Here is a 22,994-nt window from a genome sequence, read left to right on the forward strand (position 1 = left end):
GGCCTCGCGGGCGCGTCGGCCGCGGCCAGCCTGAGCGAGCTGGGGTACAGCGTCTCCTGCTTCTGCTTCCAGGACTCGCCGCGCCGCGCGCACTCCATCGCGGCGCAGGGCGGCATCAACGCGGCGAAGAACTACAAGAACGACGGCGACAGCATCTATCGCCTGTTCTACGACACCGTGAAGGGCGGGGACTTCCGCGCGCGCGAGGCCAATGTGTATCGCCTCGCCCAGATCAGCGTGAACATCATCGACCAGTGCGTGGCGCAGGGCGTGCCCTTCGCGCGTGAGTACGGCGGGCTTCTTGATAACCGCTCCTTCGGTGGCGCCCAGGTTTCGCGGACCTTCTATGCTCGCGGTCAGACCGGGCAGCAGCTTCTGCTCGGCGCCTATGCGTCCCTCGAAAGGCAAATCGGCCTCGGCCGCGTGAAGATGTATACCCGCTCGGAAATGCTGGACCTCGTTCTGGTCGGCGGCCGCGCGCGCGGTATCGTCGTGCGGGATATGGTCACGGGTAAGATCTCGACCATGATGGGCGAAGCGGTTGCGCTTTGCACCGGCGGTTACGGCAACGTCTTTTATCTTTCGACCAACGCCAAAGGCTGTAACGTCACCGCCACCCACAGAGCGTGGAAACGCGGCGCCGGTTTCGGCAACCCCTGCTATACCCAGATTCACCCGACCTGTATTCCGGTATCGGGCGATCATCAGTCGAAACTCACGCTGATGTCCGAATCCCTCCGTAACGACGGTCGCGTTTGGGCCCCTAAAAAACAAGGCGATACCCGTCCTCCTCACGAGATTCCCGAAGAGGAGCGCGATTACGTCCTTGAGCGCAAGTACCCGAGCTTCGGCAACCTCGCCCCGCGCGATATCTCGTCGCGCAGCGTGAAGGAAGTCTGTGATGCCGGCAAAGGCGTTGGTCCTGGTGGCAAAGGCGTCTACCTCGACTTCCGCGATGCCATCAAGCGCGACAGCGAAGACGTCATTCGTCAGCGTTACGGCAACCTCTTTGCGATGTATGAGAAGATCACAGCCGAGGATCCCTATAAGGTTCCGATGCGTATCTATCCTGCTGTTCACTATACGATGGGCGGTCTGTGGGTGGACTATAACCTGATGAGCACGATCCCTGGACTCTATGTCCTCGGTGAAGCCAACTTCTCGGATCACGGTGCCAACCGCCTCGGCGCCAGTGCTTTGATGCAAGGTCTGGCCGACGGTTACTTCGTCCTGCCCGCGACGATCGGCGATTACTTCGCTTCCAACAAATTCGACAAAGTCGCCGCCGATAGTCCAGAAGCGAAGCAGGTCGTGAGCGATGTCCAGGCGAACATCAAGCGTCTTCTGACCATCAATGGCAAGCGCTCAGCCGATTCCTTCCACAAGGAGCTTGGTCTTCTGATGTGGGACAAGTGCGGCATGGCGCGAAACAAGGAAGGCCTGCAGTTCGCTTTGAAACGCATCGCCGAGATCCGCGATGAATTCTGGAAAAACCTGAAGGTGCCCGGCACCGGCGAAGAGCTGAACCAGGAACTCGAAAAAGCCGGCCGCGTTGCCGACTTTATCGAACACGCCGAGCTGATGTGTCTGGATGCTTTGGCTCGTGAAGAATCCTGCGGCGGTCACTTCCGTGAGGAATACCAAACGGAAGAGGGTGAAGCGAAGCGTGATGACGAACACTATGCGCATGTGGCCGTATGGGAGTACAAGGGCGGCGGCACACAGCCTGTTCGGCACGTTGAACCTTTGGTCTATGAAAACATCAAACTCGCGACGAGGAGTTACAAATAATGGATCTCGAACTACACGTCTGGCGGCAAAAAAACGGGCAAGATACCGGCAAGATGGTGCAATACCAGGCGAAAAACGTCTCGCCTGACAGTTCCTTCCTCGAGATGATGGACCAGGTCAACGAAGAGCTGGTGGGCAAGGGTGAAGACCCGATTGCCTTTGACCATGACTGTCGCGAAGGTATTTGTGGCACGTGTTCGATGGTCATCAACGGTAAGGCGCACGGCGGCCAAAAAGGCACCACTACCTGCCAGTTGCATATGCGGAAATTCAAAAACGGCGACAAGATCTATATCGAACCCTGGAGAGCCAAGGGTTTTCCCGTACTTAAGGATCTTGTTGTAAACCGTGGCGCGTTCGATCGCATCATTGCGGCGGGCGGCTTCGTATCCGTGAACACAGGCGGCGTTCCCGATGCCAACGCCATTCCCGTGCCTAAAGAGAAGGCAGATGTGGCGATGGACGCGGCGGAATGTATTGCATGCGGTGCCTGTGTTGCTGCTTGCAAGAATGCTTCAGCAATGCTATTTGTCGCCGCGAAAGTTTCACATTTGGCGAATTTGCCTCAAGGCCAACCCGAACGTATGCAACGTGTTTTGAACATGGTCGAGCAGATGGATGCCGAAGGCTTTGGTAATTGTACAAACTACTTCGAATGCGAAGCCGCCTGTCCAAAATCCATCAGCGTGAAATTTATCGCGCAGATGAATCGGGATTACCTCAAGGCCAGCCTAACCCATGAAAAAGCGGTGGCAAAAGAATGATCTACGAAGTCGTGGTGGAGCTGAAGGAGGAGGTCCTGGATACCCAGGGCCGTGCGATTCAACAAACTCTTGCACGTCTGGGAGCGACGCAGCTGAAAGCTGTTAAAGTTTCCAAACGTTTTTTGCTGGACCTGGATGGCGACGAAGCCAGCAATCTGGAACTGGTGCAGAAGCTTGCTGCAGAGCACCTGGCCAACCCAGTGTCTGAAACCTTCAAGTGCAGGAAAATCTAAGCCATGACTCGTGTGAGTAAGCTCGGACAACCTCGCATCGGTCTTATCCAATTCCCTGGCTCCAACTGCGACGCAGACTGCGTCGATGCCTTCAAACGTCTCTTCGATATCGACATTCAGCTCGTGTGGCATGAAGCCCACGAGCTTCCTGCTTTGGACGGCGTGATCCTTCCGGGCGGGTTCAGCTATGGCGATTATCTGCGCGGCGGTGCCTTGGCCAGTTGCAGCCCGATCATGGGTGCGGTGAAGACCTTTGCCGGCAAAGGCGGACCGATCATTGGAATCTGTAACGGATTCCAGGTCCTGACAGAATCTCAACTCCTGCCTGGCACTCTTTTGAAGAACGCCAGCCAGACTTTCATTTGCCAGTATGCATACCTGAAAGTGGCTGCTGGAAACAGCGGCTATCACCAGCGTCTGCAGGGCAATCTCTATAAGGTGCCCATCGCTCATGGCGAGGGTCGCTTCTTCGTTCCCGCGGATCAGCTGAAAGCGCTGCAGGACAAGGGTCAGATCCTTTTCCAATACGCCGATGCTGAAGGTAACGTGAATGATTCCACCTCGCCCAACGGCGCAGTGGCGAATATCGCGGGTATCGTCAGTGAAAACGGCCGCATTCTGGGCATGATGCCGCATCCCGAGCGCGCGTCCGATGCGCTGCTTGGCAGCAACGACGGGCAGCCCATACTCGAAGCCTTCCTGGCGACCGTCCTTTAGACGAGTCATGGAAAATGGGGCCCGATCAGGGCCTTTTTTTGTTCCTTTAGGAGCCAAACGTTATGCAGAAAGAACTCCTCCAACAGCTTGCTCAACTCTCGAAGAATCCGCGTGCACAGCAGATCGCGGAAGAGGGTGAGGCGTTCAAACCCCTTCTGAAAAAGCACAAAATCAACGATACCGAATATAAGACCCTGCGTGAAATCGTCGGCCGCGCCCCAACTCTGGCCGAGCTCGGCGTGTTCTCGGCGATGTGGAGCGAGCACTGCTCCTATAAGTCTTCCAAGGTCCACCTCAGAAAACTGCCCACCGAAGGCAAAAACGTGGTGGTTGGACCGGGTGAAAACGCAGGCGTCGTGCGTTTATCGGAAAAACTCTGCGCAGCCTTCAAGATGGAAAGCCATAACCACCCGAGCTACATCGAACCCTATCAGGGCGCGGCGACCGGCGTGGGCGGGATCCTGCGCGACGTCTTCTGCATGGGCGCGCGGCCTGTGGCGAACCTCAACTCGCTTCGCTTCGGCGAAAGGAGTCATCCCAAGACGCATTATCTTTTCGCCAATGTGGTGAAAGGCATCGGCGATTACGGCAACTGCGTGGGTGTCCCGACTGTTGCGGGTTCGGTGTCCTTTGATAAAACTTATAACGGCAACATCCTGGTCAACGCCATGACGGTCGGTCTGATTCATGAAGACCGCATTTTCAAAGGCTTTGCCACAGGTCAGCATAACCTTGTCGTCTACGTCGGCTCCGCCACGGGACGCGATGGCATCCACGGCGCTTCGATGGCGTCGGATAGTTTCTCAAGCCAGGCATCCGGGGAACGTTCGACTGTTCAGGTCGGTGACCCCTTTGCCGAAAAACTGGTTCTGGAAGCGACTCTCGAAGTCCTGGAAAAAGGCCTCGTCGTTGGTCTTCAGGACATGGGCGCCGCGGGCCTCACCTCATCATCTTTCGAGATGGCAGACCGTGCTGGCAACGGCCTTTATATGAACCTCGACTACGTCCCGACACGCGCGAAGAACATGAGCGCCTATGAGCTTTTGCTGTCCGAATCCCAGGAACGCATGCTCCTCTGCGTGGAACCTGCGAAGTGGCCTGATCTTCAGGAATGCCTGAAAAAATGGGAACTCGCTTACGCTGTGATCGGTGTCGTGACGGATACCGGCCGCATGCAGTGCGTGAAGAACGGCATCCTTGAAGTGGATGTGCCCGTCGCGCCTTTGGCCGATAGCGCGCCGCGTTATGAAAGACCTTATAATCTTCCCAAACGCAGCTACAGCCAGGATTCCAGCCTTCGCCAGAAGCTCGCGGGCATCAAAGCCACGGATCTTCTTGTGCAAATGATTCAGGAAGATGGCAACAAGGAGCGGATCTATCGTCAGTACGATCATCATATCGGCACCAAGACCATCCTGGGGCCGGAAGAGCAGGGCGCAGGCCTTCTCTGGATCCGTTCAGACTGGGCGAATCCCAAGGAAACGCACCTGGGTCTGGCTGTGTCAGCGGCCTGTAACGAGCGCTACTGTTCGCAGGATCCGATGCTCGGCGCAGCGCATGCTGTTCTGAAATGCTATCGCTCCATCGCTGCAACCGGAGCCGAACCCTTGGCTGTCACGGACTGTCTGAACTACGGAAACCCTGAGGATCCGGAAATCATGGGCCAGATCGTGGCTGGCATCGACGGTATTGGCCTCGCCTGTCGCGAGCTTGATACCCCGGTCGTCAGCGGTAACGTCAGCCTTTACAACCAGACTGATGGTGTGAGCATTGCTCCCACGCCGATGATCGGTATGATCGGCAAGCATGCGGACGTGCGCAAGGCCTTGCCGGCTGTTCTGGAAGGGGCTGCGACCCTTTACCTTCTGAAGCCCAAAGCGTCCACGCCTGTTTTCGGTGGAGCCATGGTCATGAAGGTGCTTGGTCTTGAGAGCACCACGGAAAGCGTTCCCACTGTGAGCTGGCAGCAGGAAAAAGAGGCTGCGGGACTGATTCGCGAGCTGATGAATAAAAATCAACTCAACGCCGCGCGTGATGTCGGTGCGGGTGGTGTTTTGACAACTCTCGCGAAAATGACTCTTGCTTCCGAAAACCTGGGATTGGATGTATTGTTAAAACCCACTCCCGCAGAAGCGATGTCGACCTATTTTGGCGAAAGCAGCGGGACCTATATTCTGGCCAGTGCATCCGCCTTGGATGTGACTGCGCTCAACAGGACTCTTCAACATTCAGAAGTCGTGGAGCTGGCCAAAGCCGCTCCGGGTCAAGATATCAAGTTTGATGGTCAGATCGTAGGACGTCAGCAGCTGAAGATTTCTTCAGAAGCGTCGCTGGATATTTGAAGAGCCGTTTGCATAGAGGAAACTAAGTTTATGGCAGGCTTTCGTGAAGAATGCGGTGTCGTCGGTGTGATGGGCGATCCCGAGGCTGCGAAGCTGATTTATCTGGGGCTTTACGCTCTGCAGCATCGCGGACAGGAAGCAGCGGGTATCGTGACCATGGATGGGCGCGGTGAATTCAATGGCCACAAGGCTTTTGGCCTTGTTGGCGATGGCTTTACCAAAGACATCCTCACCAAACTCGATGGCAATAACGGCATTGGTCACAACCGCTATTCGACCAGCGGCGGCAGTCGCATGGTGCAGAATATTCAGCCTTTCTCGTTCAAGACCCAGCTCGGCCCGGTGTCGATTGCCCACAACGGCAACCTCACCAACGCTGATCAGCTGCGACAGGAACTGGAGGCTCAGGGCAGTATCTTTCAATCGACTTCGGATACCGAAGTCTTCATGCATCTGATCGCCCGCAGCGAAAAGGATCAGCTCCTGGATCGTATTGTCGAGGCGATGAAGAAAGTAAAAGGGGCTTACTCCCTTGTGCTTTTGACCAAGGATCGGCTCTTCGCTTTGCGTGACCCTTATGGATTCCGGCCTCTCGTCATGGGCCGTCGCGGATCCGCCGTGGTCGTAGCCAGCGAAACCTGTGCTTTGGAACTCATTGATGCCGATATTGAACGTGAGATTGCGCCGGGTGAAATTGTTGAGATTTTCCCGGATGGTTTTGCCAAATCCTATTTTCCAATCCAGAGTCCGCGGAAGGCCTTCTGTTCGTTTGAGCCCATTTACTTTGCGCGACCCGATTCGCAGATCTTTGGTGAAGAGATCTATAATCTTCGCAAAAAAATGGGAGCCATCCTCGCGCGTGAAGCTCATGTCGAGGCGGACGTCGTCATAGCCGTCCCCGATTCGGGCGTGCCGATGGCGCTGGGTTACGCTGCGGAAGCCGGCCTGCCGATGGAGCTGGGACTGGTGCGGAATCACTACGTGGGCCGTACCTTCATCGAGCCTTCGCAGTCGATTCGTGACTTTGGTGTGAAGCTGAAGCTGAATCCGGTCGGGTCTTCGCTGCGGGATAAGCGCGTGATCGTGGTCGATGACAGTCTCGTGCGCGGGACAACGTCGGTGAAGATCCTGCGCATGATCCGTAAAGCGGGAGCGAAGGAGATTCACATGCGTCTGGGTTCACCGCCGATCACGCACTCCTGTTATTTCGGTGTGGATACGCCGGAGCGCAGTCAGCTTCTGGCGGCCCAGCGCAATATCGAAGAGATTCGTGACTTCATTGGAGCTGATACGCTCGCGTTTTTGAGCACCAAGGGTCTGCGTGAAGCGCTCGGATCGAACAACTGCAACAATTATTGCTACGGTTGCTTCAACGGTGACTATCCCGAGGATCCCTGTCGTCCGATTCCCCCTCAGCCGACCGATAAAACCGGTGGCCCAGGACTCAAAGCCGGGTTTTGATTTGCCTGATAATCCTCCAAGCAAACTCGTGGAAGGGGTCGATTATACGATCGACCCCATCACGGGTTATATGATTTTTACGGCGGCCTATCATCTGCGGCGCGGGTACTGCTGCGGCAGCGGCTGTCGGAATTGTCCTTACCGGCCTGAAGAGCAAAAGCAGGGCGGGCCCTCCGATGATTGAAACATACCTGAATAACTTACAAATTTCATAAAGACAGATAGTATTTCGGGCCTTTTTGGGGCCGATTTCTTTCAAAATGACGCAAAATGCACAATTTTGTATACTTACTGTCATTATGAAAAACATCATTCATGACATTCAGTTGATCAAGCAGTTTGCGACACCGCTCCGGGGTGTTTTTCTGATTTCCGACCTCATTCAGCTCATGGCCGAGCCTCATAAGACGGCTGTTTACCGTCGGATCGCGGATCTGGAGGAAGCCGGACTCCTCGTAAGATTCATCAAGGGCGTCTACGTCAGCGACGATGTGGACCTTGCCACGCTCAATCAAAAAATCTGTTCGGAATCTTACGTGAGCTTTGGAACGGTGCTGGCTGAGCATCAGATCATTCCCGCGCATCCTTTGCAGACGCTGGATGCCGTCAAATCCGGGAAGACGCGGATTCATGAGACGCGACCTTGGCGAGTGAGACAGTTCGGTGTGGCATCGCATCTTATGTTTGGTTTTGAGCATGCTCAGGGCATCAATCGGGCGACGCCTGAGAAGGCGCTTCTCGATACGTTCTACTTTCATCTTCATGGCGTCACCTTTCCTTTTGATTTGAAAAGGGACATTCGCTGGAAACGCGTGGATCGTGACATTCTGCATGTCTATCTGCAGGAATATCGAAACCCCAAGTTTGTGGTCTACATCGAAGGGCTTATGAAATCGTCTGGCCTTGCATGACGCGCACAGGCGAGCCTTCAGCCACCATCATGGAGTGCGGTTTTTCCAGATAGGGATGGAAAATATCGGGATAGAAGCGGGCGAAGTTGCCCTGGATTTTCACCTGCACATCATCCCACACTCGTCAGCGGGGATGTTCCACCTGGTATTCCGTGGATGCCTCCCGCCCTTTCTTTGCGTAACCAAAGTAATGTTCGGTGATGAATTCAGCGAGTGAGCCTTCCTCCAAAGGTTTAGGTTCACCGTTCAGCATGGCTTCGATAGAGCATGACCCATTCTGATCGGCCCAATGGTAGGCAACCTTCTTTTGATTTTCGAGATGATGAGCTTCATGATTCATGGTGAGACTGCGGTAGCGCTCGCCATAGAAAAGGTTCGCAGTTGCCGCGATGATCGTGAAAGGCACGATTTCCCGTACGAAAACCACAGCCCGGCGCTCCACCCAGGCTCCCTGCTCCTGAACGCGCCGCTTCACATAGAAGCGAAGGTTCACTTCTTCAAAGTCCGCAGCCCAGGGGAGCGTCATGCCTTTGACGCTTGTGCCGGCAAAGGAAAATCCAACGAGGGACACCAGCGTTTGATTGTTCCAGCTATCGACTTCCACGCCGTAAGGCAGAAACTCCTGAAGAATATGGGCCGGAACTTCGAAGTTTACCAAAATCAGGTGATGCCACTGTGCAGACAGAAACACCTCAGGTCTGGGTTGAAACAGAGGACTCGCCAGAGATAAGTCAGCAGGAAACAAAGCCCGCTGCTCGCGAGGCAAAACTGCGCAAATGTCCTTATCCCGCGCCCGGCCCGCAATCTTATAACGCCTTGAGGCATAAAGATCATAAAAGAAATCACAAAGCCCAAGCGGCAAGAGCCTGAACAGAAGTAAAAACTTCCAAGGCCACCCCAGCTCAGAAACAATCGCTGACACAGCCGCCGCCCGCGCCCACAGTTCTCCATTTTTCCAAACGATCAGACTGCTGGTGAGATCAAGCTTCAAATTCTTACGGATAGTCGCTTCCAATTCCGTACCCGCAACGCTTTGCAGGGCAATGAAGCGAAAGCGTTCCCGCTGGGAGCGGCGCAGTAAAAACTTCACCACGAAATGGCAGGTCGCACATTCACCGTCGTAAAACACAAGGGTCGGCGTACAGGGGAGCTGATGATAGCGTGGGGCCATGCAGAATGTCTCCTTCAGCCAGACTAGAACAGGGCCCATTTTATCTCTAGCAGCTTATAATTTGTCATAAACATTTACGACAAATTATTTCAATCGGGAACAAGGTGAAATATGTCATAAGTGATTTTTGTGACAAAAAAAGTCTTAAGTTTTCCTTGAGAATTTGTCATAAATTCCGATTGGACAATATAATATGAGGTCCTGGAGGGCGATATTTTGTCAAAAAAAGCCGGTCGGCCCAAGGGAACGGACCTTCAGTCAGTGCAGAAAACCGATCAAGTTATCACAAACAAGCTAAGGCAAAGTCCAGGCACGAACCCGACCGCCTTTCTTGCCGAAAAGCTTGGCCTTTCTCGCCAGGCAGTTCTTGCCCGCCTCAATCGGCTTTTGGATTCGGGCATACTGAGAGCTGAAGGCAAAGGCAAAGGCCGAATCTATTTCGTCTCAGAAGCACTTCCGGTCGAGCCTCTCGTTCTACTGCCTGTTCAAGAACTTGCCAAACTCGGTGAAGATGAAATATTCAAACGTCACATCAGTGAAAGGATACAGTCCCTCGCACCTCATAACAAAGGTCTCTATTCAAGGCAGCAGTATGCCCTGACCGAGATTTTGAACAATGTCATTGATCACTCGCAGGCGAGTCAGTTTCTTGTCCGTGCTTATCCGAGCGAAAACGGAGAAAGTGTAATCCTTGAAGTTGAAGACAACGGCCGCGGAATATTTGACTCCATAAAGTCCTACTTTCATCTCCAGGACTATTGGGAAGCCATCGGTGAGCTGGCAAAAGGTAAAAGGACAACAGACCCGACCCGACATGCAGGAGAAGGCCTTTTCTTCTCGGCGCGCATGGCTGATTTTTTTGAAATTGAAGCTAATTCTTTAAGATATCAATACTCATCAGAGCAGGACGATTGGAGTTTCGGCGCTAGCCCTCGGCAAACCGGAAGCCTCGTGCGACTGACTACGCAAATCAGCAATCAAAGAGTTCCACAGGATGTCTTTGAAAAATACACGAATGACTATAGCTTTGATCAAAAATCACCCAGGCTTGCAAATCCCTATATAATAAACCTTCCCCCAGGACATCTACCCTCCCGGTCGGAAGCGAAAAAGATCCTGGCTGGAGCAGAAGACTTTACCAGCATAGTCATGGATTTTAAGGGGGTGGAGTCGATAGGTCAGGGATTTGCGGACGAGGTCTTCCGTGTTTTCAAGACAGCTCATCCCAATATTGAGATCGAGGTGAAAAATGCATCAGCGTTCGTACAGCGAATGATCGCGCATGTACAAAGGGGCTAGAGATGACCACGTTCCGTAAGGGCCAGATGCCAGCCTTCTCCATTTTTTTCTGCCTCATCGTCCTAATGGCCTTTTCCCACAGCTGGGCGAGTCAGGCTCGTCCTGTGGTGAATGACATCACAAGACTGAATCCCATCCAGGTGGATATCAAACGTGCCGTTCGAAATCCCAAAGGTCCGATATCCATTGGTGGAGGCCGCTTCAGTATGGGCGGTCAGACAGCAACGGACAACGCCCTGCAGATCGATATGCGGACATTCAACAGGATTCTCAAGCTCGATCCGGAAAAACGCACGATCACAGTTCAGGCCGGCATTCGCTGGCGCGACATACAGGAAGAAATCGACAAGCACAATCTCGCCATTCGGATCATGCAAACCTATTCCAACTTCACCGTCGGCGGCTCGCTGAGCGTCAATGCCCATGGGCGGTATATCGGCGAGGGACCGCTGGTTCGTTCGGTGGACTCCATTAAAATCGTACGGGCGGATAGTAATGAGGTGACGGCCTCGCCGACCGTGAATACCTGCACAACGGGGATCTCTATCCACCCGCGTATGATGAGGTCGGGCTTGAAACCTGGGTCAGAACGGACAAGCCGCTGACCGTGAATGCGAGACTGATTCCCCGTGACCAGAAATACTGGCTTGAGCCCAACGTCATTTCCGCCATTTCCTCATTACCCTTCGGCGCTGAATTAAGGTCAAAGGTTCTGGACCCCTTGGTCAAATCCAAGGAGCTGGTGGTCTGGCGCAACCATGAAGCAAGCTACGACGTCGGGCAGTTGGAACCCGTAACGCCCCGCCTCGTTTTCACCTATGTTCTTCAGGAATATTTTATCCCCGTGGATCAATTCGATGCCTTTGTTCCCAGCCTTGCGAGGATCTTTCAAAAGCATTCGGTCAATGTCATCAATGTTTCGATACGGCATGCGCTGCCCGATCCCGGCACGCTGTTGGCCTGGGCACCGAAGGAAGCTTTTTCTTTTGTCGTCTACTGATGAAGCCCTGACGGTCGGAGGGTCCTATTACTTGCCCTACCAGATTCACGCGAAAGCGGAGCAATTTCAGAAGGCCTATCCTGGTCATCGGAAGTTTTTCGAGCTCAAGAGACAGCTTGATCCAACCAATAAGTTTCGCAACAAGCTTTGGGATGCTTATTTTAACTGAGTTGGGATGGGATAGGCTTGCCTAAGCGCGTCAAATGTATGACACGCAGATGTTCCACGTGAAACATGCCGCACTTATCCTGTAAACACATTCTCTGGCAAGGCTTTCAGAAGACTGAAGAACGGAAACTTCGGCGGGAAGCCCTCCCGGCCGCATGAGCCGGGAATGCATGGGGATTAGGTCTCAACCGTATGTCCGTCAGCGGCCTCATGCAGAAGCTCGAAGACAGGTTTGAGGGCTGCATCAGCCGCGTCGAGGATCGCATTGATATCATGCCGGCTGAACGAGGCGCGTTCAGCAGTTCCCTGGATTTCCAGAAAACGACCGCTCTGGGTCATCACCACATTCATATCGAGGTCCGCGGTGCTGTCCTCCTGATAATCGAGGTCCACGAGGGTCTCACCGTCCCGCAGGCCGACGGAAACCGCAGCAACGGCATCAGTCAGAGGATTTTCATGCAAACGGCCACTGCGGAGGAGTTTGTCCACCGCGATCTTGAGAGCGACATAGGTCCCGGTGATGGACGCCGTCCGTGTTCCACCATCAGCCTGAATGACATCACAGTCGATGTTGAAGGTCAGATCCGCACATTTCGTCAGGTCGATCACCCCGCGGAGGGAGCGACCGATCAGCCGCTGAATCTCCTGCGAACGTCCTGAAGGTGCCGGTCTTTCACGACGGGTGCGGCTCTCGGTGGCGCCGGGCAGCATGCCGTACTCGGCCGTCAGCCAGCCCTGGGCCGGGCTTGAATTTCTGAGAAAGGAAGGGATGCCCTCCTCCACACAGACTGTACAGATCACTCGGGTTTCTCCGTACTCGATCAAAACCGAGCCCGTGGCATTTTTTGTATAGTTGGGTGTGATCCGAAGCGGACGCATTTGATCCGAGGATCGACCATCATGACGCAACATAATATTTTCCATCAATGATCGTGTGAATGAGAAGAGACACAGGAAGGACTTTACTTAGCGGACGGACGCTGGAAAAGGCAAGAACCTTTTCCAGAGGGAAAAAGCCTGGAAATTTGCTCACTCGCTCAGAAGAAGATAAGCCAGAAGCCCGACCAGGATCAGGGCCAGAATACCGATCACTGTTTGTTTCATGGGCATATTCTCGGACAATCGCCACCAGGACATATCCCGGAGTTCGTTCTCCTGCGAAATAGGCTGCTCATCGGATACTTCAAGAGGTTTGGGTGCGCGGAGCGGCGATTCACCGCTCACAGCGCGGGGCATATCCTCGCCCAGTGCTTCCTTGATGGCTTCACTCGGAATCAGCTGGGTCAGGGTTGGCTCGTCGTAACCCACAAAGGCCGTTTTCGCAAAACGCGCCGAAGCAGGCTTCGCATGGGGAAAGGCCTCGTCCACGGCATGGTGAACCTGAACGAGGATGCGGGATACAACGACTTCATGGTCAGCAGGAGTAAAATCAAATACGCGATGCACGAGTTCACCTCATGGGAGGAATCGTTCTTCGCCTATTATACTCCAGTTTCGCCGCTCAAACGACCGTGACACTTTTTGTACTTCTGACCCGAACCACAGGGGCAAGGGTCGTTGCGGCCGATTTTTTCCTGGTCGCGGCGCACAGTTTCCGCACTGCGAGCTGCGCTTGTATCACGACTGCCGTGATAAATCATGCCGTCGCCATCACCCAACTCCCCGGTATTGCCCTGGGCATTGGCAGTCGCAGCGTGGGCATCAGGATGCACGAAGTTCAGCTGGGATTCATCAGGCTCGGCAACCTGGGGCGCGTCTTCATATTGGATTTCAGGAGGCGGCATGCGGATCAGGGCCAGCACGGTCTCGTCTTCGATCCGAACCATAAGGCTTTCAAACATCTTGAAGGCCTCTTTTTTATACTCCTGCAAAGGATCGCGTTGACCGTAACCGCGGAGGCGCACGGAATCCTGCAGGGTTTCCATCGAACGCAGATGCTCTTTCCAGCTCTGATCAATGATTTGCAGGTAAACGTAAGCTTCGATGCGTTTCATCAGCTCATCGCCGACCTTCTCGCGCTTGCTGTTATAAGCCGCCATCACCTGATCATGGATGGGTTCGATCAGGCCAGTGACCGAGGTTTCCCCGGCATTCAGCTTCGCCACATCGAAATCAATGTGGAATTCAGTCTGCAGTTCCTTGGCCACCGCGGCCATATCCCATTCTTTGGCTGCCGATGTTTCCGGCGAATACTTGCTCAGAATGCCTTCGGCGACGCTGCGGACCGCATCGCTCATGAAGGCCGTATCGATCGCGCCTTCCAGAATCTTCCGGCGACGCGCGTAAACCACCTGACGCTGCTGGTTCATGACGTCGTCATATTCCAGAACGTGCTTACGCGACGAGAAGTTCTGCTCTTCCACGCGGCGCTGGGCTTTCTCGATGGCCCGGGTCACCATAGGCGAAACGATGGCTTCGCCTTCTTTCATGCCGAGGCGGCCCATGATAGCCGAGAGTCGGTCCGATGCGAAGATCCGCATCAGATCATCTTCCAGCGAAAGATAGAACTTCGTACGGCCGGGGTCACCCTGACGACCGGAACGACCGCGGAGCTGGTTATCAATACGCCGCGATTCGTGGCGTTCGGTACCGATCACATAAAGGCCACCGAGTTCCCGCACACCCTCGCCGAGCACGATATCCGTACCGCGGCCGGCCATGTTCGTGGAAATCGTAACGTTCCCGCGTTGACCCGCGTTGGCGATGATCGTCGCTTCACGGCTGTGGTTCTTGGCGTTCAGGATTTCATGCGGAATATTGCGTTTGCGCAAAAGACTCGACAAAAGCTCGGACTTCTCGACGGAAACCGTACCGACGAGAACGGGCTGGCCGCGTTTCTGAGCGGTCGCGATCTCATCGGCGATCAACTCGAACTTCTCACGCGCAGTCCGATAAACCTCGTCCTGCTCATCCTTACGAATCAGCGTGCGGTTGGTCGGGATCACGACTACGTCGAGGTTATAGATCTTTTTGAATTCGACCGCTTCCGTATCCGCAGTACCGGTCATGCCCGAGAGTTTTTTATAGAGGCGGAAGAAGTTCTGGAAGGTGATGGTGGCCAGGACCTGGGTCTCGTTTTCGACCTGAAGGTGTTCCTTGGCTTCCAGCGCACCGTGCAGACCGTCGCTATAGCGCCGGCCGGGCATCAGACGACCTGTGAATTCGTCGACGATCACGACCTTGTTGTCGCGCACCACGTAATCGACGTCTTTTTTGAAGATAACGTGCGCTTTCAAAGCCTGCTGCACATGGTGCAGATATTCGATGTTGTGCGGATCGTAGAGGTTATCGACGTTCAGGCGTTTTTCCAGCTTGCTGATGCCGTCTTCCGTCAGCGAGATCGACCGCGATTTCTCGTCGACGATGTAATCGCTGTCCTTCTGCAGACCAGGAATCGTGGCATTCACCTTCACGTAAAGGCCGGTATTGGTCTCCGAAGGGCCGGAGATGATCAGCGGCGTCCGGGCTTCGTCGATCAGGATGGAGTCGACTTCATCGACGATACAGAAGTTATGCTCGCGCTGCACGAAGCGGGAGAGTTCGGTCTTCATGTTATCGCGCAGGTAATCGAAGCCGAATTCATTGTTGGTACCGTAGGTCACGTCCGCGAAATAAGCGTCGCGGCGCTGCTGATCGGTCAGACCATGCACGATCAAACCGGTGGTCAGGCCGAGGAAGTCGTAAAGCTTGCCCATTTGCGCGGAGTCGCGGGAGGCGAGGTAGTCGTTGACTGTCACGACGTGAACGCCTTTGCCGGCGAGCGCGTTCAAATAAACCGGCGCCGTCGCTGTCAGCGTTTTACCTTCACCAGTCTTCATCTCCGAGATGCGGCCTTCATGCAAAGCGAGGCCACCGACCAGCTGCACATCGAAGTGCCGCATGTTCAGGACCCGGAACGCCGCTTCACGCACCACAGCGAAAGCCTCAGGCGCCAGGGCATCGAGGGTTTCTCCCTTGCCGAGGCGATCCTTGAATTCCTGTGTCTTGGCGCGCAAGGCGTCATCACTCAAGGCCTTCATGGAAGGTTCAAGCGCGTTGATCTGTTGCACGATACCCTGGTATCGCTTCACTTCCCGATCGTTTTTCGTACCGAAGACCTTACGAGCCAGACTTAACATGGTATGATCCGCTTGTGCATGAATTGTAAGTGTGACCTGACTGCATTCTGCGTACAAAAATGATCCCGCGAACTGCGCAAGAATGCCCAGACAAGTCGAAGAGTATAACCCCAAAAAGCCGAATGCGGAATGCTTTTCCGAGCCCAAGCCCAGCCCTGGCCCGCGCCTCCGCAGTCTGCGAAAGCACCGCCTTGCTGGCCCTGTGATGGATCAGCCTCGATTCGTTAGTTCAAGTTAAGGATAAATTTGCGCGGGTCAACGGCGTTGCCGTTTAAAATTACTTCGTAGTGGCAATGGGGACCTGTTGTGCGGCCTGACATACCCACCGTAGCTATCTGCTCGCCACGACTGATCTTCTGTCCCGGCTGCACGAGATTCTCGGCGTTATGACCGTAGCGGGATACTACACCGAAGCCATGCGCGATCATGATGAAATTTCCAAAGCCATCCTTCACGCCCGAGAAAATCACCACGCCATCGGCGGGCGCATAGATCGGGGTGCCAATAGGTGCGGCAATGTCGAGGCCCATGTGCACATCACGATCGCCTGTAAAAGGCGAGGTGCGAGACCCGAATCCTGAGGTGATCCACCCATCCACCGGGGTGACGGAGGGCACCGAGGCCAGAAGCGAACGCTGCTGGCTCAGAGTCGAGAGCAGCTTCTGCAGACGGAGCGCATTCTGATTGGCATTGCTGCCGATAGTTTTCATTTTCTCAAAAGCAGTGCGGAACATCAGGCGATCGAGGTCGATGCCGAGCGGCAGATGCTGCGAATCCTGGGGATCAATCACCGATTCCTGACGGACATGATGATATTCCTGAGGCGTCAGGGGACCAATGCCGGTCCGCGTGCTGAAGCGTTTGACTTTGAGTTGTGTCAATTCACCGAGTTTTTCGCTGTAATCCTGAACACGTTGCAAAGAGCGCTTCACTTCTTCGAGGTTGCTCAGAAGAAGCTGCGCTTCGCCACGAAGGCCCTGATTTTCGGCAGCGATCTTTTGATAGGATTCGCGCAGGCCGCGCAGCTGGGTATAGTCATAGATCAGATAACCGAGCAGCATGGAGCCCAGGAAAGATCCGGCGTAGAAGGCTCGCACCAAGGCCCGCGGGATTTTGATTTGCTTGGATTGCCGCGCATTCTCGGGGATGAAGACGATGGTGATTTTACGAAGAGCCATCTCTTTCCTTTCAGCGAACTTCTGCCATGATCAAAGTAATATTATCCTCTCCACCGCGATCATTGGCAAGGTCCACGAGTTCCGCCACCGCCGCCGTCCCGCGCTTGTTGGCGATCTGAGACAGCTCCGCGTCATTGATCTTCCCGTGAAGACCGTCGCTGCAAAGGACGAGCAGATCACCTTTCTCCAGGTGAACGCAGAGCGTGTCGACATCCTCTTCTTCCTGGTAGCCGACGCTGCGCGTGATCACGTTCTTCAGATGATGGACTTCCGCTTCCTCCGGGGTCAGGATACCGGCGCGGACCTGTTCGTTGACCAGCGAGTGATCAAAGGTCAGCTGATAGATGAAGCCGCTGCGGACGAGATAGAAACGGCTGTCGCCGACATGCGCGCAGTACGCGTAGTCATCCACTATTTTAACCACGGTCGCCGTCGTTCCCATGCCCCGGAGGCTGGGATCTTCGAGCGAATGTTCATAGATGCGTGCGGATGCGTAGTTGATGGAGTTGGCCAAGGCATTGAGGAGAGCGGGATCGGGATGGCTTTTCACGTTTTTGGCAAGTTCCGGATCTATACGCGTGGCGACTTCGCTCTTCACCTGCTCGATGCAGATGCGGCTTGCAATCTCACCACCAGCATGACCACCCATGCCGTCCGCGACAACAAAGAGTCCCGACTCGTTTTCCACGAGCATCGAGTCCTGATTTGTTGATCGTACGCGCCCGATGTCGGTGCGTCCGACGGCATGCACCTTGCGTTGCATGTTACTCCCGATCTGGCAGGTTAAACCCTGCACGGTCTTTCGCGATCGTACTGATCAGACTATCGGCGATTGTGGAAGGATGTTGAGGGAACTTACAGGAAAAAATTAGAGTTGCGGTAAATTTTAAGCCAGGCCGCTCGGGAGAGCATGCCTGGCTTTCTGATAAAAAGAGTGGCTGAAGCCACGAATGTCGCGGGGCTGGAAAGCTTGGGCTCAGGCCTACTTAAGATTGCCGATGATCGCCTGGGTAAAGGCCCGCGTTCCGAGTTTTCCACCCAGATCGCTGGTCCTGGTTTCCGGATTGGCCAGCGTGCGGGTGATGGCATCGCGGACCTTGTCGCCCAAGGGTAATTCCCCGATGTAATCCAGCATGGAAGCCGCGCTCAAAAGCAGAGCCGTGGGGTTGGCCTTGTCCTGACCGGCGATATCCGGTGCGGAACCGTGCACCGCTTCAAAGATCGCATGATGATCACCGATGTTGGCACCCGATGCGAGGCCCAGGCCACCGATCAGGCCGGCTCCAAGATCCGAGAGTATATCGCCGTAAAGATTTTCCGTCACGATCACATCGAACTGGGTGGGCTTTGTCACCATCTGCATACAGCAGTTATCGACGATCATGTCACCATATTCGATATCAGGGTAATTCGCCGCGACCTTCGTGATGGAGTCCAGAAAGAGTCCGTCGGTGTACTTCATGATGTTGGCTTTATGAACGACCAGGACGCGCTTTCTTTTCAGCTTGCGCGCCAGTTCAAAGGCATGACGACCGATGCGTTCCGAGGCCTCGGCGGTGATGAGCTTGATGCCCTGGGCCACGCCTTCAGAAATCTTGTATTCGATGCCTTTATAAAGGTCTTCCGAGTTCTCGCGCACGATGATCATATCGATGCCGGTGTAGTGGCTGGGAAGGCCCGGGAAATTCTTGATAGGACGGACGTTGGCGAAAAGGTTCCACATCTGCCGCATCTGGACGTTGATCGAGCGATGACCGCCGCCGATCGGTGTGGTGGTGGGACCTTTGATCGCGACCTTGTTCCGGTTCAGGCTGTCGATGAATTCCTGGGGCATCAGGTTGCCGGTCTTTTCAAAAGCGGTCAGCCCGCATTCCACCTGCTCCCAGCGCACGGGAGCTTTGATGGCTTCGAAAACCTGTTTGACGCTTTCAGAAATCTCGGGTCCTATGCCGTCGCCGGGTACAAGGGTAATGGTCTTCATATCGCTATTCTCCGCTAGATTGGAAAAACTTAAAGTTCTGTTTCAGTCGTTCAATAGAAAGCGTCGGGACATCAGGATCGTCAGCGCAGCGAGGGCGTTATGAATACCGCCTTCCTTCATTGTAGCATCGAGCTCGTCCAGGGACAGAGTCCTCACTTCGATACGTTCTGTCAAATCGGGAAAATGCTGACGCTCTGGTGGCAAATAACAGCCGCGGGCTAAAAACATATGGAGCCGATTGGTCAGGATCGCCGGATTGGGGCTGATGACGCCCACCTTTTCGATGCTGCGCGCGCGATAGCCGGTTTCCTCTTCCAGTTCCCGCGCCGCGGCCAAAGCCGGGTCCTCATCATCATCAATACCGCCGCCCGGACATTCCAGGGTCATCTGCATCATCCCCACGCGCGGCTGATGCACGAGGATCGCGCGGCCGTCTTCCGTCAGGGCGAAGACATTCACCCAGGATCTTGTGTCGATGCGATAATACGCCAGCGGCACAGGCTTGCCGTTTTCCTTCTCTACGAGGGAAACCTCTTCGACTTGAAAGACCGGGGTTTGAGCCAGGACCTTCTTATGTGTGATGCTCCAATCCATAGGCTTACCTGTCGATTCCATAGATTTTGCTGATGACCACCGGCTTTTTCACGAAAAGCTCAGAAAGCTTCCGCCGGATCATGAGCCGCGCCTGTTCATTGAATGAGACGATGGAAAATTCCTTGCGCGACTCGGCCTGATACAGATGATGCAGGCTTCCCAGTATTTGCATTTCGCATGCCTCCTCTTCCGCTTCGTCAGCGAAGGGCAGGCCGATAAATTCCACTTCGATCTGCATAGGATGCTGGGGGCCGACAAGCCCGGTGCAGATCGCCATTCCCGAGTCGCCGATCTTATGCCGTGAACGCATAGTGTCGTAACTCATGGGCAAACGCGACCAGGAATCTATGAAAAGTGAAGGAAGATCAAACTCAGCGAAGATTTCATAGCCATCGGCACCAAGCGCCACCACGCGACCGTTGCGAGCGGGAATCACCTGCTCAATCCTTGGGGCCAAAGCCTGATTGGTCTTGATCTGCGTGAAAGTCCCGTGCACGGGCATATAAAACTGGGGATTCACAGCCTGAATCAGGCGGGTCAGATCCCCTGCATAGGCATGGCCGCTGACATGAATCCCGGGCTTCTCGCGCGCGGTGATCATCTTCGCGCCTTTTTCATGGCCCATGCTGATCAGTTTGAAAATGGCCTTTTCATTGCCGGGAATCACGCGCGAAGAAAAGATCACCTGATCCTCGGCCTTCACCTGCAGATGATTGACCTCGTCATTCATAATGCGCTTCAGGCCCGAGCGGTACTCGCCCTGACAACCCGAACAGAGCACCACCACATCCTTGCGACTCAGGCGCGCCGCGGCGTCTTCATCGACCAGCACCTGGGCTTCCTCACCAAGCAGGCTGAGTTTGGCGGCAATCTCAAGACTCTTGCGGAGCCCGGCACCGAAGACCAAAACTCGTTTCTGAGTCTCCTGCGCCGCCCGCAGCACAGTTTTGATGCGCCAGAGGTTACTGGAGAAAGTCGTGAGATAGCTGATGCCCGTCGCGGTCGCAAAACAGGCCTTCAGTTCGGGAAGGACTGTGCTTTCACTCGGGCATTCTCCGCTGGATCCGGCGTTGGTGCTGTCGGCGACCATGACGCGGAAAGGGGAGGACTTGGCGTTTTTACTGACGCGATCCAGGTCCAGGTCCGGGTCGATCGGCAAAAAACCCTGCACTTTGAAGTCGCCGGTGTGAAAGATCCGATTGCCGTCGCCCATGTCGATCGCCAGCGCACTGCACTGGGGAATGGAATGGGGGACATGAATCCAGTCGATCTTTGCATGGCCGACGCGGCAGGAATCACCTGATTTTATAGGGCGTATATCATAAGCGGTCTGATCACCGCGCTGCATGAGTTTATCTTTCAAAAGCTCATGCGCCCAGGGACCGATGTAAACAGGAGCCGGCCAGCGCGTCAGAAAATAGGGAAGGGCGCCGAGATGATCTTCATGGCCGTGCGTGATCAGATAGGCCGTGGGTTGCATGCCGAGGATGCTTTCCAGCTCCTCCCATGCAGGAATATGCGCATCAACGCCAATTTCGAAGGGTTCGGCGAACGACAGACCGCAGTCCACCAGCAGGCAGACCCCTTGATTGACGTAAAGAGTGAGATTCATCCCGAACTCGCCGCAGCCCCCGACCGTAAAGATATACACTCGTGTCGGATCCTGGAGAGACTGAGCTTGAAGGGTATTGTGCATTGATTTCGTCCGGAAAATGCCAGCAGCAGCGACGCTGGCGTCGCGAAAACTGAGCGTTTATACAGAACTTGCAGTCAAATTGCTATCCTTTTGCAGGCCGGAAAAGGAAGGGGTAACTGATCTGAATGCTTCCCTTCTGTGGTTTTGGCCATTTCCAGTTGGCAATCTTGCCGCGCACGCATTCAATCATCTTGGGATCGCTGATGGAACTCGTGACCAGGTCAATGTCAAAGACCTGACCCTGGGTGTCGAGGTGCCATTGCCACTCCATGGAACCGACTGTCTGCTGATTGCGTCGCAACGCCAGCTCGTAGCAAAGCTGAAGTTCAAACCTATATTTGGCGATGGTCTGCTCGATCAATTTGGGATCGAGGGTACCGATCAAAGGTTCGCGCACGATCTTCGGTTTGTCAGGATCGAAAATCGAAGCCTGGATCTGGCTGACCTTGTCATTGAAATTCCGGAAGCTGCCCTGTTCGACAAGACTCAGAAAACTGCTGTCCGCGGCGATGACCAAGGGGCTGGAGTTGTCGACTGTCACCGGGACCACGGGCTCGCGGTGGCGGACGATCCGCTTCTGATGATCCTCGGCAAAGCGGGCCAGCTGCTCGACTTCTTTATACATGGCGTCTTCATCGGACGCTTCCGCCTTGAAGAGCTGGACCTTGGTCGGCTCGACAGTCTGGCGGTACTCATTGAAATCGTAATTCCGATCCGAGGTGAATTCCTGCGTCGCTTTTCTGCGCAGGGAAAGAGTCACCTGAGCATTCTTATGCCAGATGTTCAACTTATCTTCAAGGCGCAGAAGGCTGCCGCGGAAGCTCTCGCCCATGACATAGGGCAGGGCTACAAGTGCGTTCCGGCGATCGTTCAGAATACGGCCTTCCAGGTTCTCGCGCTTGGCGAGAATGGCCTCGATATCATGATCGAGCTGCCGGTAAAGATTACGATAGTGCTCACGGGACTCCAGGAAAACAGGGTGCTGCGCCGGATTTCCCTTGAGCGCATCATAGCCCAGCAGGGTATCGGTGAAGCCCTTGGCGAATTCCATGGCGGATCGGATCGGCACGAGCCTATCGTATTTCACCTGCAGGCTTTCCGGAACATTGAGCAGGTGCTTCGGATGAATGAAGGGCAGAGTATATTCGTTCCTAAGGTCAATGAAATCGCGTGGCCGATCATCCGGTTTCTTCAGAAGACCGAGGACGAAACCACCCATAAACCAAAGGGCGGCCACAAGGCCGATGCCGAGGAACTTTAAATCCTGACGACCGCCAAACCAAAGATCAAGCGACGAACCGCGATAATCCTTGTTCGTGGTCTTCTGCACGGCCCGGGTCTGGCGCTCTTTGCCAATGCGAATCAGAACGCGCAGGTCATTGTAGGCGATACTGCCGTAATCGCCCTTTTTCATGATGTGCGTATAAGCCGATTTCCGATCGGAGTTGATATCCTCGATCTTGCCTTCAAAGGTCGTGAAGCCTTCCCAGTTGGGATCCAGGTCCACTTCCACGCCACGTTTGGTGATCTTCAGAATGCGGATATCAGTCGGCAGGGCATAAAAAGGTGC

22 protein-coding genes are annotated in these 22,994 nt (G+C 54.6%); 11 read left to right on the forward strand and 11 right to left on the reverse strand.

Annotated elements, in window-relative coordinates:
• From VFO10_RS04545 to VFO10_RS04580, 8 genes are all read left to right on the forward strand, one after another.
• A partial coding sequence (locus VFO10_RS04545; protein ID WP_325137515.1) for a fumarate reductase/succinate dehydrogenase flavoprotein subunit occupies positions 1-1,791 on the forward strand: 1,791 nt, incomplete at its 5' end.
• A complete protein-coding gene (locus VFO10_RS04550) occupies positions 1,791-2,555 on the forward strand; it encodes a succinate dehydrogenase/fumarate reductase iron-sulfur subunit (RefSeq protein WP_325137516.1) in 765 nt (254 codons plus the stop codon). The genes VFO10_RS04545 and VFO10_RS04550, both read left to right, overlap by 1 nt.
• Positions 2,552-2,788 (forward strand): phosphoribosylformylglycinamidine synthase subunit PurS, encoded by a 237-nt coding sequence (purS, locus tag VFO10_RS04555; RefSeq protein WP_325137517.1) that lies wholly within the window; start codon positions 2,552-2,554, stop codon positions 2,786-2,788. The genes VFO10_RS04550 and purS overlap by 4 nt, the downstream gene beginning before the upstream one ends.
• A gap of 3 nt (positions 2,789-2,791) precedes the next feature.
• The gene (gene purQ, locus VFO10_RS04560) at positions 2,792-3,505 is read left to right on the forward strand and encodes a phosphoribosylformylglycinamidine synthase subunit PurQ (protein WP_325137518.1); all 714 of its coding nucleotides are present in this window, start codon (positions 2,792-2,794) and stop codon (positions 3,503-3,505) included.
• Between the two features lie 62 nt (positions 3,506-3,567).
• Positions 3,568-5,847 (forward strand): phosphoribosylformylglycinamidine synthase subunit PurL, encoded by a 2,280-nt coding sequence (gene purL, locus VFO10_RS04565; protein ID WP_325137520.1) that lies wholly within the window; start codon positions 3,568-3,570, stop codon positions 5,845-5,847.
• Positions 5,848-5,877: 30 nt separating this feature from the next.
• The gene (purF, locus tag VFO10_RS04570) at positions 5,878-7,308 is read left to right on the forward strand and encodes an amidophosphoribosyltransferase (protein WP_325137522.1); all 1,431 of its coding nucleotides are present in this window, start codon (positions 5,878-5,880) and stop codon (positions 7,306-7,308) included.
• A gap of 1 nt (position 7,309) precedes the next feature.
• The gene (locus VFO10_RS04575; RefSeq protein WP_325137524.1) at positions 7,310-7,492 is read left to right on the forward strand and encodes a DUF5522 domain-containing protein; all 183 of its coding nucleotides are present in this window, start codon (positions 7,310-7,312) and stop codon (positions 7,490-7,492) included.
• Between the two features lie 115 nt (positions 7,493-7,607).
• Positions 7,608-8,219: a hypothetical protein gene (locus VFO10_RS04580; protein ID WP_325137525.1), complete on the forward strand. Its 612-nt coding sequence runs from the start codon at positions 7,608-7,610 to the stop codon at positions 8,217-8,219.
• Here the strand turns inward: VFO10_RS04580 and VFO10_RS04585 are convergent.
• Positions 8,194-8,322, reverse strand: coding sequence for a hypothetical protein (locus VFO10_RS04585; RefSeq protein WP_325137526.1), 129 nt, complete (start codon positions 8,320-8,322; stop codon positions 8,194-8,196). The genes VFO10_RS04580 and VFO10_RS04585 overlap by 26 nt on opposite strands.
• 21 nt (positions 8,323-8,343) lie before the next feature.
• Entirely contained in the window at positions 8,344-9,390 is a 1,047-nt protein-coding gene (locus tag VFO10_RS04590) for a DUF2071 domain-containing protein (RefSeq protein ID WP_325137528.1), read from the reverse strand.
• A gap of 216 nt (positions 9,391-9,606) precedes the next feature.
• Here VFO10_RS04590 and VFO10_RS04595 point away from each other — a divergent pair, with 216 nt between their 5' ends.
• Genes VFO10_RS04595 through VFO10_RS04605 form a run of 3 tightly spaced genes read left to right on the forward strand, consistent with a single transcriptional unit; the run spans position 9,607 to position 11,689 of the window.
• On the forward strand, positions 9,607-10,689 hold the full coding sequence (locus tag VFO10_RS04595; RefSeq protein WP_325137530.1) for an STAS-like domain-containing protein: 1,083 nt from the start codon (positions 9,607-9,609) through the stop codon (positions 10,687-10,689).
• Positions 10,690-10,691: 2 nt separating this feature from the next.
• The gene (locus tag VFO10_RS04600) at positions 10,692-11,294 is read left to right on the forward strand and encodes an FAD-dependent oxidoreductase (protein WP_325137532.1); all 603 of its coding nucleotides are present in this window, start codon (positions 10,692-10,694) and stop codon (positions 11,292-11,294) included.
• A 2-nt stretch (positions 11,295-11,296) separates the two neighbouring features.
• The gene (locus tag VFO10_RS04605) at positions 11,297-11,689 is read left to right on the forward strand and encodes a hypothetical protein (RefSeq protein ID WP_325137534.1); all 393 of its coding nucleotides are present in this window, start codon (positions 11,297-11,299) and stop codon (positions 11,687-11,689) included.
• A 345-nt stretch (positions 11,690-12,034) separates the two neighbouring features.
• Here the strand turns inward: VFO10_RS04605 and rph are convergent, their stop codons facing one another.
• From rph to VFO10_RS04650, 9 genes are all read right to left on the reverse strand, one after another.
• On the reverse strand, positions 12,035-12,781 hold the full coding sequence (gene rph, locus VFO10_RS04610) for a ribonuclease PH (RefSeq protein ID WP_414697014.1): 747 nt from the start codon (positions 12,779-12,781) through the stop codon (positions 12,035-12,037).
• 105 nt (positions 12,782-12,886) lie between these two features.
• A complete protein-coding gene (locus VFO10_RS04615) occupies positions 12,887-13,303 on the reverse strand; it encodes a hypothetical protein (RefSeq protein WP_325137538.1) in 417 nt (138 codons plus the stop codon).
• A gap of 35 nt (positions 13,304-13,338) precedes the next feature.
• Complete coding sequence (gene secA, locus VFO10_RS04620) at positions 13,339-15,975, reverse strand: preprotein translocase subunit SecA (RefSeq protein WP_325137540.1); 2,637 nt, start codon at positions 15,973-15,975, stop codon at positions 13,339-13,341.
• A 224-nt stretch (positions 15,976-16,199) separates the two neighbouring features.
• Positions 16,200-17,153 carry a M23 family metallopeptidase gene (locus VFO10_RS04625; RefSeq protein WP_325137542.1) on the reverse strand — a complete coding sequence of 318 codons (954 nt, stop codon included), beginning with the start codon at positions 17,151-17,153 and terminating at the stop codon, positions 16,200-16,202.
• Positions 17,154-17,163: 10 nt separating this feature from the next.
• On the reverse strand, positions 17,164-17,916 hold the full coding sequence (locus VFO10_RS04630) for a Stp1/IreP family PP2C-type Ser/Thr phosphatase (RefSeq protein WP_325137545.1): 753 nt from the start codon (positions 17,914-17,916) through the stop codon (positions 17,164-17,166).
• A 219-nt stretch (positions 17,917-18,135) separates the two neighbouring features.
• A complete protein-coding gene (locus VFO10_RS04635) occupies positions 18,136-19,134 on the reverse strand; it encodes an isocitrate/isopropylmalate dehydrogenase family protein (RefSeq protein ID WP_325137547.1) in 999 nt (332 codons plus the stop codon).
• Between the two features lie 42 nt (positions 19,135-19,176).
• Complete coding sequence (locus VFO10_RS04640) at positions 19,177-19,749, reverse strand: NUDIX hydrolase (RefSeq protein WP_325137549.1); 573 nt, start codon at positions 19,747-19,749, stop codon at positions 19,177-19,179.
• Complete coding sequence (locus VFO10_RS04645) at positions 19,733-21,340, reverse strand: ribonuclease J (RefSeq protein WP_325137551.1); 1,608 nt, start codon at positions 21,338-21,340, stop codon at positions 19,733-19,735. Before VFO10_RS04645 ends, VFO10_RS04640 begins: the two co-directional genes overlap by 17 nt.
• A 166-nt stretch (positions 21,341-21,506) precedes the next feature.
• Complete coding sequence (locus VFO10_RS04650) at positions 21,507-22,937, reverse strand: AgmX/PglI C-terminal domain-containing protein (protein WP_325137553.1); 1,431 nt, start codon at positions 22,935-22,937, stop codon at positions 21,507-21,509.
• Between the last annotated feature and the right edge of the window lie 57 nt (positions 22,938-22,994).

It is taken from the genome of Oligoflexus sp. (assembly GCF_035712445.1).
Taxonomy (GTDB): Bacteria; Bdellovibrionota_B; Oligoflexia; order Oligoflexales; family Oligoflexaceae; genus Oligoflexus.